The organism is Mycolicibacterium novocastrense (assembly GCF_001499835.1).
In the GTDB taxonomy this organism is placed as follows: domain Bacteria; phylum Actinomycetota; class Actinomycetes; order Mycobacteriales; family Mycobacteriaceae; genus Mycobacterium; species Mycobacterium novocastrense.
The window spans coordinates 147,715-163,618 of the sequence record NZ_LQIH01000006.1; the positions used below are offsets into that span (position 1 = coordinate 147,715).

At 67.5% G+C, this 15,904-nt stretch carries 21 protein-coding genes; 7 read left to right on the top strand and 14 right to left on the bottom strand.

All coding sequences use genetic code 11. The features are described 5' to 3' along the window. Positions 1 to 2 precede the first annotated feature (2 nt). The gene (locus AU072_RS06995) at positions 3 to 1,478 is read left to right on the top strand and encodes a flavin-containing monooxygenase (RefSeq protein WP_064413102.1); all 1,476 of its coding nucleotides are present in this window, start codon (positions 3 to 5) and stop codon (positions 1,476 to 1,478) included. A gap of 81 nt (positions 1,479 to 1,559) precedes the next feature. On the opposite strand, the gene rraA is transcribed toward AU072_RS06995, so the two are convergent. From rraA to AU072_RS07030, 7 genes are all read right to left on the bottom strand, one after another. Beyond that, on the bottom strand, positions 1,560 to 2,039 hold the full coding sequence (rraA, locus tag AU072_RS07000) for a ribonuclease E activity regulator RraA (protein ID WP_064413103.1): 480 nt from the start codon (positions 2,037 to 2,039) through the stop codon (positions 1,560 to 1,562). After that, complete coding sequence (locus AU072_RS07005) at positions 2,036 to 2,785, bottom strand: MerR family transcriptional regulator (protein WP_064413104.1); 750 nt, start codon at positions 2,783 to 2,785, stop codon at positions 2,036 to 2,038. Before AU072_RS07005 ends, rraA begins: the two co-directional genes overlap by 4 nt. A gap of 45 nt (positions 2,786 to 2,830) precedes the next feature. Further along, positions 2,831 to 3,346 carry a hypothetical protein gene (locus AU072_RS07010; RefSeq protein WP_064413126.1) on the bottom strand — a complete coding sequence of 172 codons (516 nt, stop codon included), beginning with the start codon at positions 3,344 to 3,346 and terminating at the stop codon, positions 2,831 to 2,833. A 90-nt stretch (positions 3,347 to 3,436) separates the two neighbouring features. Beyond that, entirely contained in the window at positions 3,437 to 4,381 is a 945-nt protein-coding gene (locus AU072_RS07015) for a CopD family protein (RefSeq protein WP_120270966.1), read from the bottom strand. After that, the gene (locus AU072_RS07020; RefSeq protein ID WP_064413105.1) at positions 4,357 to 4,890 is read right to left on the bottom strand and encodes a copper resistance CopC family protein; all 534 of its coding nucleotides are present in this window, start codon (positions 4,888 to 4,890) and stop codon (positions 4,357 to 4,359) included. Before AU072_RS07020 ends, AU072_RS07015 begins: the two co-directional genes overlap by 25 nt. Positions 4,891 to 4,925: 35 nt before the next feature. Next, the gene (locus AU072_RS07025; RefSeq protein WP_064413106.1) at positions 4,926 to 5,441 is read right to left on the bottom strand and encodes a hypothetical protein; all 516 of its coding nucleotides are present in this window, start codon (positions 5,439 to 5,441) and stop codon (positions 4,926 to 4,928) included. Positions 5,442 to 5,448: 7 nt separating this feature from the next. Beyond that, positions 5,449 to 6,105 carry a DUF6474 family protein gene (locus tag AU072_RS07030; protein ID WP_064401167.1) on the bottom strand — a complete coding sequence of 219 codons (657 nt, stop codon included), beginning with the start codon at positions 6,103 to 6,105 and terminating at the stop codon, positions 5,449 to 5,451. A 253-nt stretch (positions 6,106 to 6,358) separates the two neighbouring features. Between AU072_RS07030 and AU072_RS07035 the strand changes: the two genes are divergently transcribed. Continuing rightward, positions 6,359 to 6,850: an ImmA/IrrE family metallo-endopeptidase gene (locus tag AU072_RS07035; RefSeq protein ID WP_064395089.1), complete on the top strand. Its 492-nt coding sequence runs from the start codon at positions 6,359 to 6,361 to the stop codon at positions 6,848 to 6,850. Next, a complete protein-coding gene (locus AU072_RS07040) occupies positions 6,847 to 8,010 on the top strand; it encodes a hypothetical protein (protein WP_064413107.1) in 1,164 nt (387 codons plus the stop codon). Before AU072_RS07035 ends, AU072_RS07040 begins: the two co-directional genes overlap by 4 nt. 51 nt (positions 8,011 to 8,061) lie before the next feature. Here AU072_RS07040 and AU072_RS07045 read toward each other — a convergent pair whose 3' ends face one another. From AU072_RS07045 to AU072_RS07060, 4 genes are all read right to left on the bottom strand, one after another. After that, positions 8,062 to 8,460, bottom strand: coding sequence for a helix-turn-helix domain-containing protein (locus tag AU072_RS07045; RefSeq protein ID WP_064348517.1), 399 nt, complete (start codon positions 8,458 to 8,460; stop codon positions 8,062 to 8,064). 378 nt (positions 8,461 to 8,838) lie between these two features. Beyond that, positions 8,839 to 9,525, bottom strand: a complete 687-nt coding sequence (locus tag AU072_RS07050) for a TMEM165/GDT1 family protein (RefSeq protein WP_064413108.1) — start codon at positions 9,523 to 9,525, stop codon at positions 8,839 to 8,841. Between the two features lie 259 nt (positions 9,526 to 9,784). Next, positions 9,785 to 10,318, bottom strand: a complete 534-nt coding sequence (locus tag AU072_RS07055) for a hypothetical protein (protein WP_064348444.1) — start codon at positions 10,316 to 10,318, stop codon at positions 9,785 to 9,787. Between the two features lie 122 nt (positions 10,319 to 10,440). Beyond that, entirely contained in the window at positions 10,441 to 10,719 is a 279-nt protein-coding gene (locus tag AU072_RS07060; protein WP_235629966.1) for a S26 family signal peptidase, read from the bottom strand. A gap of 85 nt (positions 10,720 to 10,804) precedes the next feature. Here AU072_RS07060 and sodN point away from each other — a divergent pair, with 85 nt between their 5' ends. Beyond that, positions 10,805 to 11,227: a superoxide dismutase, Ni gene (gene sodN, locus AU072_RS07065; protein WP_064413109.1), complete on the top strand. Its 423-nt coding sequence runs from the start codon at positions 10,805 to 10,807 to the stop codon at positions 11,225 to 11,227. Positions 11,228 to 11,313: 86 nt separating this feature from the next. Here the strand turns inward: sodN and AU072_RS28255 are convergent, their stop codons facing one another. Continuing rightward, positions 11,314 to 11,472, bottom strand: coding sequence for a hypothetical protein (locus tag AU072_RS28255; RefSeq protein WP_165595589.1), 159 nt, complete (start codon positions 11,470 to 11,472; stop codon positions 11,314 to 11,316). 367 nt (positions 11,473 to 11,839) lie between these two features. On the opposite strand from AU072_RS28255, the gene AU072_RS07075 reads away from it, so the two are divergent. The 3 genes from AU072_RS07075 to AU072_RS07085 all read left to right on the top strand — a co-directional run bounded on the left by AU072_RS07075 (position 11,840) and on the right by AU072_RS07085 (position 14,136). After that, entirely contained in the window at positions 11,840 to 12,181 is a 342-nt protein-coding gene (locus AU072_RS07075) for a rhodanese-like domain-containing protein (protein WP_064413111.1), read from the top strand. A gap of 69 nt (positions 12,182 to 12,250) precedes the next feature. Then, positions 12,251 to 13,279, top strand: coding sequence for a DUF4328 domain-containing protein (locus AU072_RS07080; protein ID WP_064413112.1), 1,029 nt, complete (start codon positions 12,251 to 12,253; stop codon positions 13,277 to 13,279). Between the two features lie 5 nt (positions 13,280 to 13,284). After that, a complete protein-coding gene (locus tag AU072_RS07085; protein WP_064413113.1) occupies positions 13,285 to 14,136 on the top strand; it encodes a glycerophosphodiester phosphodiesterase in 852 nt (283 codons plus the stop codon). A 24-nt stretch (positions 14,137 to 14,160) separates the two neighbouring features. Here the strand turns inward: AU072_RS07085 and AU072_RS07090 are convergent, their stop codons facing one another. Both AU072_RS07090 and AU072_RS07095 read right to left on the bottom strand, forming a co-directional pair. Next, positions 14,161 to 14,706 (bottom strand): ferritin, encoded by a 546-nt coding sequence (locus AU072_RS07090; protein ID WP_064413129.1) that lies wholly within the window; start codon positions 14,704 to 14,706, stop codon positions 14,161 to 14,163. A 131-nt stretch (positions 14,707 to 14,837) separates the two neighbouring features. Next, positions 14,838 to 15,904 (bottom strand): LCP family protein (locus AU072_RS07095; protein ID WP_456237905.1); only part of this gene is annotated, 1,067 nt, incomplete at its 5' end.

A 15,904-nucleotide genomic window follows, 5' to 3' on the forward strand; every position in this document is an offset into this window, starting at 1 on the left:
CCATGAGCGAACACCTCGACGTCGTCATCGTGGGCGCCGGTATCTCCGGCATCAGCGCGGCCTGGCATCTGCAGGACCGCTGCCCGAACAAGAGCTACGCGATCCTGGAGCGCAGGGTGAACCTCGGCGGTACCTGGGACCTGTTCAAGTACCCCGGGATCCGCTCCGACTCCGACATGTTCACGCTGGGCTTCCGATTCAAGCCGTGGACCTCGGAGAAGGCGATCGCCGACGGACCGTCGATCATGGCGTACCTCAAGGAAACCGTTGCCGAGTACGGCATCGACAAGCACATCCGCTACCGCCATCGCGTGCTGTCGGCGGACTGGTCGGATGAGAACAACCGCTGGACCGTGCGCGTCGAGCGCGACGGACAGGAAGCCGAAATCACCGCGTCGTTCTTGTTCGCCGCGAGCGGTTACTACAACTACGACCAGGGCTACACCCCGGAGTTCGTCGGCCGCGACGACTTCGAGGGCACGATCATCCATCCGCAGCACTGGCCCGAGGATCTCGATTACCAGGGCAAGAAGATCGTCGTGATCGGCAGCGGCGCGACCGCGGTCACCCTGATTCCGGCGCTGGCCAACTCGGGAGCCGACCACGTCACGATGCTGCAGCGCTCACCGACCTATGTCGGTTCGCTGCCCGACGTGGATCCGTTCGCGGTTCGGACGAAGAAGACGCTGCCGGAGAAGCCGGCGTATGTACTGAACCGCTGGAAGAGCATCCTGTTCCAGTCCGCGCAGTATCAGATCAGCCGGCGCTTCCCGAACTTCATGCGCAAGCAGCTGATGACCATGGCGCAGCGCCGGCTGCCCCAGGGCTACGACGTACAGAAGCACTTCGGGCCGCGCTACAACCCGTGGGACGAGCGGTTGTGCCTGGCGCCCAACGGCGATCTGTTCAGGACGATTCGCCACGGCAAGGCCGACGTCGTCACCGACACGATCGAGCGGTTCACGAAGACGGGCATCAAGCTCACGTCCGGTGAGGAGCTTGAGGCCGACATCATCATCACCGCAACGGGTTTGAACCTGCAGCTGTTCGGCGGTGCGGCGATCATGCGCAACGGCGAGCCGATCGAGCTGAACGAGACCATGGCCTACAAGGGCATGATGCTGACCCACATGCCGAACATGGCGTTCACCATCGGCTACACGAACGCGTCATGGACGTTGAAGGCCGACCTGGTCTCGGAGTTCTTCTGCCGGGTGCTGAACTACATGGACGCCAATGGATTCGACCGTGTCGAACCGATGCATCCCGGCAACAGTGTCGACGAACGCCCGCTGATGGACTTCACCCCGGGATACGTCCTGCGCGCACTGGACTATCTGCCGAAGGCCGGACATGTCGCGCCGTGGCGCCTCAAGCAGAACTATCTGCTCGACCTGCGGCTGATTCGTCGCGGCAAGGTCGACGATGAGGCGCTGGAGTTCACCAAACACCGTGCGTCGGTGAAAGCTTCGGCTTAACCAGCGTCTCGCGTCCGCGACTGTGCATTCTCATACGCCACGGCGGCGTGTCGCGTATGAGAATGCGCAGTCGGGCGGGAACTACGGTTCGACCACCACGATGCCGTCGTCGTCGCTGTAGGCGATATGGCCGGGCGTGAAGACCACGCCGCCGAACTCGACGTCGATATCACGATGGCCTTCACCGGTTTTCGTGCTCTTGCGCGGATTGGTGCCCAGCGCCTTGATGCCGATGTCGAGGGTGCGCAGCGTCGCGGAGTCGCGGACCGCGCCGTTGATGATCAAACCGGCCCAACCATTTTCGACGCCGAGCCCCGCAATGACGTCGCCGACCAACGCCGAGTGCAGGGACCCGTCGCCGTCGATCACGAGCACGCCGCCGTCACCCGGCTCGGACAAGACCGACTTCAGCAACGCGTTGTCCTGGAAGCACTTCACCGTGACGATCGGCCCGGCGAACTGCGCACGCCCGCCGAATTGGCGGAGCTGCAGATCGCAGCTGCGCACGTCGGGGCCGATGTCATCGACCAGGTCAGCGGTGGGACGGGGCTCGATGCTCACCGGTCGATGTTAGCCACGATGACGTCGTGCACAAATTGCGCCAGCCCCGGTTCGGCGTCGTCGTAGTAGCGCTTGAACCGCTCGTCGGCCAGATACATCTCGGCCAGGCGCACGTGCATCTCGTGATCGCAGTCGTAGAAGCGCTCGATGTTCGCGCGGTGCCAGGCGGCCAACTCGTCCGCACGCGGTGTGCCGGGAGCGACACCGTCGCGGTGAGCATCGGCCAGCGCCGCCAACAGCGCATCGTTGTCGGTCTTGAACTCGATCCAGTCCTGCTTGGTCATCCGCGCCGTCCGCTGCCGCGACTGAGTCCACGCGTCCGAACCGCCCCACCGCTGCTCGGATTCGGCGGCGTACTCGTCGAACACCGCGCTACCGAAGATCTCGACCTGCTCGTCGGCGGTCAGTTGTACGCCATTGCGGTGTGCGCTCATCAGTTCCTCCACTGCCTTGATCGTGTGCTGCAGGTAGTCCGCACGGTCCAGCAGCAGCCGGTGCTGCCGCTCGAGGTGGCCCAGCACATGCCCGTCCCCGTCCAGCAGTGCGCGGATCTCCTCGAGGGGCATGTCGACCGACCGGTACACCAGCACCAGGTGCAGCCGTTCGATATCGGCGTCGGTGTATCCGCGATAGCCCGCCTCGGTACGCACGCTCGGCACCACCAGACCGATGTGGTCGTAATGGTGCAAGGTGCGTACCGAGACACCCGTCAGGGTGGCCACCGCGCCAACGGTCATGGCGTCCATGACGCCACTATCGACCCTGACGCGGCGTGAGGGTCAAGCGATTTGTCAGTCCTCGTCGCTGCCCCGGCGGATCAGCAACACCACGATGATCGCCAGCACACCCGCCGCGATGGCCGCCGCAACCGGCAGCCGTGACGGTTCGTGCCCGATCAAAGGCGTCGGCGGCGGGCCGGCCACCGGATTGCTGGCGGCAGCAACCGTCGACTTTGCCTGTGCGGCAGTCACTTTCGCTGCAGACTCAACATCGTTGCCGGTAGCAGCCCGCTCGGCTGCGGGCGCCTTCTTGGCCGGCGTCTGCTTCGCCGGGCCCTTGGCAGGGGCTTTCTTGGCGGGCGTCTTCTTCGCCGGTGCGGCCTTCTTCACCGCTTTCTTCGCGGGGGTCTTCTTGGCGGCCTTCTTGGCGGGAGTCTTCTTGGCGGGCGTCTTCTTCGCCGGTGGGGGCGGGATCAGCGGGTCTGGCGAGACGCTCGCGGACTCCGCGGCGGCGGGCTGCGGGGTCGACTGATCCGCCGGTGGTGAGCTGTGCGGCTGTTCGTCGGGTCGGCCCTGCTGGTCTGCCATCGGGCTGCTCCTTTGCAGTGTCTCGTCGCCGGGGCCGCCGAGCGTGCGGCCGGAAGTCGATCGGTCCATCATGCCAGGTCGGATATGGCACTAACCCGTGACGGCCAGACCGGCCGCCAGGACCAGCGCGACGAGCATCAGTGCGGTTTCGACCCGCGCCCGGGTCCGGGACACCACCGCCGAGGCGGTATGTGACCGTGCGGCGGGCAGCCACATCGTGCGATTTCGCCAGCCGAGGACGACGAGCGCGACCGTCACCGCGATCTTGGCCGACACCAGCCGGCCGTAACCGGTCGCGTACAGGTCGGCCGGTGCGCCCAACCGGATCACGGCGCCGACCACCCCGCCGACCAGCAGCACCACCACACAGGCCAGCGACAGCGCAGAGAAGCGCGGCAGCATCCTGGCCCACTGACCGCGGTGGTCGACGGTCAACACCAGCGCTGCCAGCGCACCGACCCACAACGCGGCGGCCAGGGTGTGCACGGTGACCGCCACACCACCCAGCGGGCTGTCCGCGAAGTGCCCCGTCAGTTGGCGTGCGACGACTCCGACCGCCGCCGCGCCGATCACGGCGACATTCCACGACGCCGTCCGCGGTGCGACGAGCGCCGCCACGGCGATGGCCGCCGCGGCGACCAACGCGAGCATGCCCGCCCGCCCCGCCGCGGTCGTCGTCGCGAAGTCGAGGGTGGTCTGCACGCCGAGCCGGAACACCGGCAGCGAGGCGGTCTGTGCCGCCGCGACGATCATCCGGCTCAGCTCCGCGAGCAGCCACAGCACCGAGGCGGCCGCCAACGGTCGCGTCGAGCGGGCCAACAACTCGCCGCGGTGCCGTTCGCCGTCGAGCATCGGCACCACGGCCAAGCCCAGCGTGGCGACACCCGCGCAGTCGGCCAGGACCCGCACCACCGTCGAACTCAGCGACCCGTGCGGGTAGGCCAGCGCCCAGGACAGGGCGATCGCGGCGGCCGCGAGCACCGCCCCGACGACCACGGTGCGCTGACGGGTCACGCGCGCCGCCGCACCGCCCATATCGCGCCGACACCGACGATGACGACCGCTCCCACGAAGAACGGCCACACCGGGATTCCGTCGTCGGCGGGGGTTTCGGCCGGTGCGGCCGCCGACGGCCCCGGTGTCCCGGTTCCCGGCACGCTCAGCTCGAACGTCCAGGACCCGTTGACCACGTGCCCGTCCGCCGACGTCGCCCGGTAGTTCACGGTGTAGAGCCCCGACGGTCCGAGCGGGCGAACGCCGACGCTCAGGACAGCGCCTTGGACCTGCGGTTCGCCGGTCGACCACAAATTGCCGTCGGGGCCGACGACGGTCATCGCCGCGAACTGTGGCTGCAGCGCCTCGCTGAACGTCGCGGACACCGTTTCGGGCGCCTCGGTCAGCCGGGCGTTCTCCGCCGGATCCGACGCGATGCGGGTTGCGTGCGCGGAGGCGGTGCCCGCGGTGGCCAGCACTGCGGCCGTCAGCCAGAGGATCAGGGCCACGGTGGTGAGGGCGCGACGGGGCACCCTGGTGATGGTTCTCATCGAAACAAGTCTTTCTCTTGCCGTTGGTATGTCGATCAGCGCGCGGGGCTGACCGGCGGCCCGCGATGAGACATGGAAGCGGCCAGAAGCAGCGCAGAACGCAGCGGTTGGTCGGGCCGCCGCGCGATGGGGCGAGCATGCGGTGCGGGCGGCGGGCACACCACGCGTACCGCCACGCGCATCACGCGCGACACCACCCCGCACAGCCGGTCGCCCGCCGCGATCAGCACCGCACCGACGCCGACCGCCACCACGTGCGCGGCCACCATCGCCGCGGTCCGCGGCGCGTGATCATGCCCGGAAGCGCCCAGCACGATGTGGCCGACGATCTGGCCGCATGCCAGAACCACAAGCAACACAAGGGTTTTCGAAGCGCCCGACAGGGTCGCCGTCAACGTGCCGACGGTCACCGCGACGATGCCCAGCGCCACGACCGCGGCACCGGTGGGCGGCTCGGCACCGCCGTAACCGTGCGCGGCCAGGGCGAGCGCCGCCGTCAGCAGCCCCGACGCCGCGCCACGAAGGCGGGCCGCGAAGCCGGACGGCGACACTTGCGGCTCAGCTCACGCCGAGCCGAGCCATCAGGTCGGCGTCGATTCCGTCGAGTTGACGTTCGATGGCGGCATGCGCAGAACGGCGCCTCGACGGCGGCATGTGCTCGGCGGCGGCGATCGCGGCGGACAGGTCCCCGAGACGCTCGGTGATCGCCCCGACGAATTGTTTGGTCTCGGCGTCCTTCGGCTTCTTCTCGGAGACCAACCGCAACGACTGCTCGGCGCCGGCTATGCGGGCCGACAACTGGGCGCCGTGGCCGTTGAACTGGCCGACCTGGCTGAGCGGAACCCCGAGCCGCTCCGCCCGGCGTTGGTCGGCATAGCCGCGCGCGGCGATGGCCGCGCGGTAGCCGACGGGCACCACGATCGGCGCGAGCAGTCGCGTCACGGTCAGCACACGACGAATTCGGCCCGGGGCGAACAGCTTGCCCTCGCGGGCGGCCTTCAGTTGCGTCTCCGCGACCTTGAGGGCGGCCCGGTCGCTGTCGCGTTGAGCCTTGATCTGCGCCTTGAGCGCCCTGGCCTCGGCCCGATGGGCGGACTTGATGCGACGGGCTTCGTTCTTGGCGGCCAACTTGGCCTCCAGTTTCGCCTTCGCCTTGATCGCACGGGCCTCGGCCCTGCGGGTGGCGCGGGTTTTGCGTCGCTTGAACGGGCTCATCCCGGCTGCCTCCCGGAGGTCTTTTCGGTTGCTGAGGTCATGGCTGTGCAGGTTGTCGGTGCAGCACAACCCTATCGTTCACGGTGTTGAGGCTGCGGGCGGCTCGGCGCCGGCGAAGCCGTGCCGGATGCGTCTTGGCTGCATGGCGTATTGAGGGCATGCTTGTACGGACCGCAAAGTTCGCGAACTGATTGAAGAAGCCGCCCGTCAAGACGGCGGACAGCGCATAGTGGACTGGTCGGAAGGGGGATCCATGCCAGCTAACCGCCGTGTCACCCGCGCGGTCGGGGCCGTGCTCGAACTGGCTCCGCGGCACGGGGAGGTGTCACTGACCCGACTGGTCGAGGCCGTCAGCGAAGACCGCAAGCGACCCATCGAACTCAAGATGGCCGAGCTGCCGCCCGGCGTCTGCGGGCAATGGCGCCAGTACAACGACCACGACGTGTTCCTGATCCAGAAGGGGCTGCCCGCCTGGGACCGGACCCTGGCCCACGAGCTGGGGCATCTGGTGTTGGGCCACGACGGTATCCCTGTCGCGCAGGCCGCCGAACAGAGCACGGAGTTCGCCAGCTCCGATCTGATCAGCTACATGCTCAACCAGCGGACCGGATGCATGGGTCCCGCGGGTGAGGAAGCCGAGCAGGAGGCCGAGGACTTTGCGGCCCTGCTGCTGTACCGCCTGGGCCGGCTTCCGTCGGACCGGTCGTCGATCGTGCAGGTGCGGCTCGGAGAGGCGTTTGGTTGATCGTCTGGGTGATCGCCGGTCTGCTCGGACTGGCCACCGGACTACGCATCGGATGGGCGCTGGTCAACAAGCAGAGCCTGGTGAGCACTGCGATGATCGTCGCGCTGGCGAGCCTGGCGTTGATCGCCGCGCTGAATTGGCAACCCCTGACGCTGCTGATCGATCGGTTACTGCGCTGGCCCAACATCTCCCTGGGCCTGTCGCAGGTGGCGCTCGTGGCCTGCGCTGCGGGCAGTTGCGTGATGATCACGACCGTGTCGTCGGTGCGTAAACCGGCGACCATCCGCAAAATCGCCTTCGCGCAGTACAGCGTCGCGGCCGTGATCGCCGTGGTGACCGGGGTGGCCTTCTTCTCCGCCGGTCGTCAGCCCGAGATGTCGCCCCAGGAGTATCTGCAGCGCAACCTCAGCGGCGGTGGAAACACGTTGCCGTGGTTACTGCCGCTGCTCTACGTGCTGCTGGCGTTGTCGCTGGTCTCGTGGGCGGGGCTGCGCTATTCGAACCGCAGCCGCCGCGGGCGCGCGCTGTTCGTGTTCACGATCGGCATCGTGCTGATCGTGGTGGCGTCGGCCTTCTTCTTCCTGCGCGCCCTCGACCGCGACGGACCGGTCGGCGTCGGGGCCGCGGCGACGCTGCTGGGGTGCGCGATGCTGGTCGTGGCCGCGGGCTCGCTGCTGCCCAGCATCGAGGACTGGTTCGGCGCCAGACGCGAACTGCGGGCGATCCAGCCGATCCTCACCGAGCTCGGCCGCAGGCACCCTGACATCGGTATCGGCGTCCGGCCGCGCGGGCCGCTCGTCTTCCGGGTCGCGGAACGGATGTCGTTGATCTCCGACGCGCTCTACCTGGAAGCCACGGCCGCCGAGCACCGGCGCAGACTCCGGGTCGACCCGCGCGGTGCGGTGTCCGGCGATGACGCCGACGCCGACGAGACGGACCTCGAATCCCCACCCGTTCCGCCGCGGGAACAGGCCAGGGCGATCGCCCAGTGGATCCATTCCGGGACCGAGGGCGCTCCGGAGGACAGGCGCGTCGATTTTCCCGGACTGGGATGGTTGAACCAGCCGAGCGAGTACTCCGACCGCGAATGGATCTTGGAGATCGCGGAGCAGTACAGAGCGCTGACCCGTCGCGGCGGCGCGACGGGTCAAGCAGCGTAGCTGGTAGCGCGGCCCCGCTTCGCCAGCTGTGGCGTGGTGGGCCGTACCGGGCTAATCGTCGAGATGCTCGCGGCGACGCAGCTCGTCGACCTTTTGGACGATGTCCTGCTGGGCCTCCGGCGACAAGCCGACGGTGCGTGCGGCAATACGCCGGACACCCTCGTCACGCATGCTGGCGAGCCAGGTCAGTTCCTTGTCGAGCTTCTCGTAGTACTCGTCATCGGTGAAGTAGGCCGGCTTGATCCGGAAGAAGTTGGCAAGAGCGGCCATGGTGGTGGCAGAGGGGTTTGTGCGGTTGCCCGAGCGCAGCTGCGAGAGGTACGGAGCGGACATGGTGACGCCCTCGGCCTTCAGTGCCGCGATCACCTCAGCGGAGGTGTGCGGGCCGCGTCCCGGCGGGTAGACCGTGTCAAACAGCCGGTTCAGGCGAGCGGCGAACGTCGTGCTCATCGATATGACCTCCACATGCATTGGACGAGCGGTGTACAAGCGGCGTATTTGCTGATCATCGTAGCGAGTGTTGTGGCAACAACCAAGTGCAAACCCGGGAAAAGTTGATCCGCCCCCGCGCTCGACGCCCGCTACTGTGCCGGCCGCGACGCATTCCGCGTGCGCCGACGCCTCTACCATACGGTGCGACGAAGCAAACAAAGGCGACTTTGTCGAGCTAGTTTTGCTCGGAGACCGGACAGTGCGCCCACGGCACTCCCCGTGACCGCCGCCGGCAACATCGATTGCATGCATTCGGGCGCAAAGTGGCGTTTGCCAAATTCCGCACGGATGGTCGCGGAGCCGCTGCGAGTCGGGCGCCGAACACGCAGGTCGAGGTCAGGACACCTGGGTCGACGGCTGATCTGTGCCGTCCGGCGCGGCGGCCCGGCGACGGCGGATCAGCCAGACCACCAGCACCGAGACGGTGACGCAGGCCGTGACCGCCACGGCAACCCACCGCAACCCCAGCGCACCGTCGAACAGCAGCCACAGGCCGAAAAGCAGGAACAAGACGCTGGCCAGACCGTGCAGGAACCGCTCAGGCAATCGGCGGTGCATCAGCCTGCCCGCCGCGATCGCGGCGCCGTCGGCCAGGATCATGCCCGCGGTCGCGCCGATCCACACGCCTGTCCAGTTGTGTTCGCTGGCCAGGGCAACGGTGGCCAGCATCGTCTTGTCGCCGAGTTCGGCCAGGACGAACGACGACACGATCGCGGGCACGACGAACCGCGGCTCGGCGATCCGGATCTCGTCGTCGCCGCCGTTCTCGCGCCACGTCCACACGGCGAACAACAGGAAGGCGATGGCGGCGGCGAACGCGATCGGGCGTTCGGGCAGCGTCATCCCGAGAAAGTGTCCGATCGCGACGGACAGGCCGTGCACCAGCATCGCGGCGATCCCAACGCCGGAGAGCACAACCCACCACCGGTGGCGCAGCGAGTAGGTCATGGTGATCAGCTGCGACTTGTCGCCGAGTTCGGCGACGAAGACCACGGCCAGACTGACCAGGATGGCGGCGAGCATTCGGACGACCCTTTCGACGCGTCGCCGACGAAGCGGTGCTCACGTCCGCCGGCTTCGGTCGAAGGTCTCGCCCACCACACGTCGGGTGTGGTTCGCCGGCCGGGCTTGCGCCAGTGTGTCGACACGACGATTGGGGGCTACTCCCCTTCGCTTACTGACCCGACCATAGCGCCGATATCGCGGATGCGCCACTGCCACCTAGGTTTTCGGGGACCCGAAACCACTATTCAGGCGCCCGAATCGAATGCTTCGAAAGCCCTTATGCCGCAAGCAGCATCGCGAGGATCGCGGTGTCGGGATGGCTGATGGGGTCCACGCCGACGCGACTCACCATGGAGGTCACTGTTCCGTCGGATTCGGCTTCCACCCACGCCGCGCGGTGCTCGAGGCCGAGGTGGGGGAGGCCGGGCAGTAACACGCAACCGGAGGCCGCCCCGCTGCACTCCGGCAGCGAGGGTGTGGTTTCCGACGGAGGATGCAGCATCAACAGAGCGGGTGGCTGGTGCTCGGCGAAATAGCCTGGCGGTACCGCTGATTCACCGACCACGGTGCCCTCGGCGACAACCAGGCCGACCGTGTTGGGTTCGGGTTCGTCGGGCAGTTCTTCGCGGGCCCCGAAAATGGTTGTCGTGGACAGCAATCCGGGAAGTGATGCAACGCGCACGGCCACCATCAGCAACTGTGCCCATTCCTTGGTCGAGTCCGGCCAGCGGCCCGAGATGACGAAGCCCTTGAGTGAACCGCGTGAATGAAAGGGGGCGATCTCGATCGCCTTGCCCGACTCCCTCTCCATATCGCCTCCGCGCCATCGGTGTTCGGACGCCGGCCGCTGGCCGACTGATGGCCCGACACGCCAGTGGGTCGATTTTCCCAGCATGCGGCAGAACTCGCCTGGCACGCAAGTGGACACGACTGCTAATCGGCGGAATCTTCGCGGGCAGTCCACAGCACGCGGTACGACCCGGCCGCCGCAATCCAACCGAAGTCGTGGGAGTCCGCGGCACCGGGCGCGCCCGGATTGTCGGAGCGGGCTTCAAAGATCACGTCGCGACCGTCGGTGTAGACGTCGCCGACCCGCTTGACGAGCCACCGCGTCGAACGCCGCGGATCCTGGAACACCCGAAGCTGTCCACGCCGAATGCTCCCGCCCCGCATGGCCAATAGGCCGTCGCCGGGGCCGACCGTGGGGCGCATCGAGTCGTCGACCACGCGGAACAGCCGCAGCGGCCAGCGTCGCGGTGTCTGGTTGCGGCGCACCCCCAAAGGGTAAGTTAGGACCATGCTGCATCGATTGTTCAACAACGCGACCCCTGCCCATGCCCACTGCGATCTGTACTGCGGCGTCTACGACCCCGCGCAGGCCAAAATCGAGGCGCTCTCGTGCCTCAAGACGATCCAGAAGTATCACGACTCAGACGATGACCACTTCCGCGCGCGCGCCATCATCATCAAGGAGCGGCAGGCCGAGGAGGTCAAGCATCACCTGATGGTGCTGTGGGCCGACTTCTTCACCAAGGATCACTTCGAGCAGTTCCCCAACCTGCACCAGTTGTTCTGGGACGGCGTGCACGGTGCCGGTGACGTCAAGAAGTCACTCGATGTCGCCGTCGCCGAGAAGCTGCTCAAGACGATCGACGAGATCGCCGACATCTTCTGGCAGACCGACAAGGGCAAGCAGATGGGCGTCTATCCGCCCGCTTGAGAACCTTCTCGACATCGAAGAGCCGCCGCGTCATCGACCCGGCGGCTCTTTCGTATCCGCGCTCGCAGTAAGCGAGCGGCATGTCGTCAGTACAGGACGATCAGGGCCAGCACGACCAGGAGCACCAGGGCGATCACGCCGGCGCGCAGGCACGCCATCAACTGGCTGCGGGTGTAGGCGGCGGGCGTGGAGGACTGCCACTCCGTGGGGGGCATAGCCGAACCCGACCCCATCGAAGACGTCATGAACCCCTCCTGACCTGCATGTTCTAATCTCCCCCCGGTGAGATCGATCACAACCGCTGTATGTGACGCCGATCATAACCCCTCCGGTCGCGCGGCAAAAATCGGCTCGCGTTCACGCCGGATACCGGCACCGCCGGATCAGTCGGCGGTTAGCGGGACTAGGGATTTCGCTCGCCATCCGCCGGCCTGTTGATGGGAACGCCGAAAAGTTCGGCGCTTATCCACAGCGGTCCTCAGGAGAATCACAGATTCAGCGGCTCAAGGCAGGTTGTCCGATGTCGTTGCTTGTGGATGAACCTGTGGAAATTGTGGATAGGTGGGCATTGCTGTCGCCGCAAGCCGGCCGGCGGCATGTCAGCATTGAGGCATGAACGAGGCTGAATTCGGGCAGGTCGACATCGCCGACGTGCCGACCACCTTCGGCCCCGGGGCGATCCTGCTGGACGTACGGGAAGACGACGAGTGGGCACGCGGGCATGCCCCGGAGGCACGACACATCCCGATGGGACAGGTCCCGGCGCGTCTGGCGGAGATCGAGGTTGACGCCCAGGTGTTCGTGATCTGCGCGGCCGGTGGGCGGTCGCAGCGGGTGGCGCAGTATCTGGCCGAAAACGGCTATTCACCGATCAACGTCAACGGCGGCATGTTCGCCTGGGCCGGCGCCGGTCGGCCGGTGGTGACCGACGACGGCGGGCCGGGTGTCGTCTGACGGATCGTCGCTACCCTGGTCGAATGGTCGGGCGAGGAGCGAAGTGATTCCGCGCGCGCGAGGAGCGAAATGATTCAGGTGTGTTCGGCGTGCGGAACCCGGTGGAACGTGCGCGACCGGCGCCGGACGTGGTGTCCGCGGTGCAACGGTTCGTTGTTGCCGCCGTCGGCTCCCGCGCCGGACGCCGCGAACTCCCAGTGGAGCGCACGGTCCTCGGCCGCAGCGCCCGGTGCGCGGCCGCAACTGCCGCCGGGCTACCGCTGGATCGCCGTGCGGCCCGGCGCACCGCCGTACCCGCGGCGCCCGAAGCGCGCCCTCGGGCCGACGCCCCGTTACGCGACCATCCCGCGATGGGGCCTCGTCGATCAGATCGCGCCGGTCGACCAACAGCAGGAGGCGCCGCGCCGTGGGCCGTCGCCGGGCATGGTGACGGGCACCCTGCTGCTGACGATGGCGGTGCTGGGTGCCGCGGCGCTGATTCACCTTGCGCGCTATGTGCTGCTGATCGTCAACCGTTCGGTGTTGCTGCCCCCGTGGATCGCCGCCATCGGGACCTGGTTTGGCGTCGTGCTCAGCGTTGTCGGCGCGTTCATGGTGGTGGCCAGCCTGGTCGTGCTGACCAACTGGCTGATCGCCAGGCGGGCCGCCGCATACGCCTACCGGGGAACGACCGACCCACGACCGTCCTGGGTTCTGCAGGCCGGTTGCCTGCTTCCGTTCGTGAACCTGTTCTGGGCGCCGGTGTTCGTTCTCGAACTGGCGGGGGTCGAGGAGCGGCTCAGCTATCTGCGCAGGCCGATCGCGGTGTGGTGGCTCGCGTGGGTGGCCAGCTATGCCGTGTCGATCTGGTCGATCGCGACCAGCTTCACCCGGGATGCGCAGGGAATCGCTGACAACACGATGACCACGATGATCGCCTATCTGCTGGCACTGGCCGCGCTGCTGCTCGCCATGAAGGTCGTTTCCGGCTTCGAACGGCAGCCCGTCGAGCGCCCCAGCAAGCGCTGGGTGATCGTCCCAGACGACGGCGCGCCGGCACAGGATCGCGCCGAGTCCAAGGCTCCGGTTGAGTCACACGGGCAGGACCCGGCAGCATAGGCCTTATGACAGGCGACTCCGAAGCCGCCGAAAACGCGACGTCCGGACCGACGCCCGGGGGCCATCCGTTCGTCGTGGCCCACCGAGGCGCGTCGGCCGACCGTCCCGAGCACACGCTCGCGGCGTACGAGCTGGCGCTGCAGCAGGGTGCCGAGGGCGTCGAATGCGATGTGCGGCTCACCCGCGACGGTCACCTGGTGTGTGTGCACGACCGCAGGGTCGACCGCACATCGAACGGAACGGGGATCGTCAGCGACATGACGCTCGCCCAACTGCGGGAGCTCGACTTCGGCGGGTGGCATCCCAGCCGGAACGCCCTTGAGCCGCAAGGTGATACGGGTCTGCTCACCCTCGAAGCCCTGATCTCGCTGGTGCTCGATTGGAACCGCCCGGTCAAGCTGTTCATCGAGACCAAGCATCCCGTCCGGTTCGGTGGGCTGGTGGAGAGCAAGGTACTGGCCCTTCTGCACCGGTTCGCAATCGCCTCCCCCGCATCGGCGGACCTGTCGCGCGCCGTGGTGATGTCGTTCTCAGCGGCCGCGGTGTGGCGCATCCGCCGTGCGGCGCCGATGCTGCCGACGGTGTTGCTCGGCGAGACGGCGCGCTACCTCGGCGGTAGCGCCGCCACAACGGTGGGCGCCACCGCGGTCGGCCCGTCGATCGCCACACTGCGCGAGCGCCCCGAGTTGGTGGACCGGGCGGCCGCGCAAGGCCGCGCGCTGTACTGCTGGACCGTCGACCATTTCGAGGACGTGCAGTACTGTCGCGACCTCGGCGTGGCGTGGGTCGCGACCAACCACCCCGGCCGCACCAAGGATTGGCTGCAGAACGGGTTGGCCGGCGCCGGGCGCGATTAGCCCCGAGTCAGCCCCGCGCGACGATCAGAGGCTTCCGCCCGCGACCTTCGGTGCGCCGTTGTCCTTCGGCGCCTTGCCCAGCTCGCGCGCGACGAAGTCCTCCAGATGGAAGAGGTCGTCGCCGGCCCGGTCGGCGATGCGCACCAACGTCGTCATCTGCGAGACCTCCTCGACCTGCTCACTGAGGAACCACTGCATGAACTGTTCGCCGAGGTAGTCACCCTCGTCGCGGGCGACGCCGGCCAACCGGCCGATCTGCTCGGTGACGGTGCGCTCCAGATCGAGCGCCAGGACGAGCGCGTCGCGCGGAGCGTCGAAGCTGTTGCGCACCGCATCGATCCCGGGAATCTCGAATTCGACGTCGCGGTCGAGCAGGTACTGGACCAGCATCATGGCGTGATTGCGCTCTTCGACGGCCTGGCGGTAGAAGAGCTTGGCCAGCTGCGGAAGGTCGGCTCCGTCGAAGTAAACGGCGATGGCGAGGTATTGCTGCGCAGCGCCGAACTCGTTGCGGATCTGCTCTTGCAGAAGGGCGTGGAATTTGGTGTCGGAAGCTTCAGCAGTGGTCATGAACGCCACGATAGTCCAGCTCAGAGCGCATTGTCAGCGAAGGACGACCTAACGCAGGCGAGGTTTACCTTAATGAGCACACCCTTTGTGACGGCGCTAACATCGGCGGGTAGATGTTTGCTGGAGTCGTGCTAGGGCTGAGCGTCGATGACGTCTTGCGGCACCGTTGAGTCGGTGCGTAGCGCCTCGAACAGTTGGCCGGCCAAGGTCTCGTCCCAGACGACGACCGAGCCGACGTCACCGCTGGAGTACTCACCGATCGGGACCGTGGTGGTGAGGACGTCTCCGTGCATGGCCCACGCGAGCCGGGCCAGATGCCACACGTGATCGTTCTCGTTGACGGTGAACGTCCGGCCGGCGGCCTGCGCCATCGGATACCAGCGCAGCGGGTTGAGCAACACCGACGGGCTGGTGGCGCGGTGCAGCAGCGCGGACATGAACTCCTGCTGGTGAACCATGCGGTCGAGATCTGCGCGCGGGGTGGCCCGGGTGCGGACGAATCCCAGCGCGCTGCGGCCGTCGAGTTTCTGGCACCCGGCAGGCAGGTCGATACCGGCGAGGGGGTCGCTGATGGGCTCGGCCGGACACATCGTCACTCCGCCGACCGCGTCGACCATGGTGGCGAACCCGTCGAAGCCGATCTCGGCGTAGTGGTCGATCCGGAGGCCCGTCGCCTCCTCGACCGTCTGGGCGAGCAACTGCGGACCGCCCACCGAGTACGCGGCGTTGATCTTGTCGCTGCCGTAGCCCGGGATCGACACATAGGAGTCCCGAGGTATCGAGACCATCGTCGCCTGGGCGCTCGAGGTGATTCCGGGGATATGCACCAGCAGGATCGTGTCGGTGCGCCCGTCGCCCATGTCCCCACCGGTGGTCAGCTGCGCCTGTTGTTCGGGGGTCAGGTGCTGGCGGCTGTCGGATCCCACGAGCAGCCATGTGGTGCCCGCACCCGCTGCGGGCCGGTCCGGATAGTCGACCAGCGCGGGGATGCGCCGCAGCGACGAGTCCATCCAGAGGCCACCGGCCACGAGTGCCGTCCCGGCCAGCAACAGCACGACCAGCAGCACCCGGCCCCAATGCCGTTTGCGGCGAGCGCGTTTCGGCTTCGTCGGGGTTTGCGGCGGCGGTGGCGGATGGGGGCGTGCTGCCCGTCCACGGGCGGCGGCCGGGCGGGGCCCTACCGGTGGCGGCGTAGTGC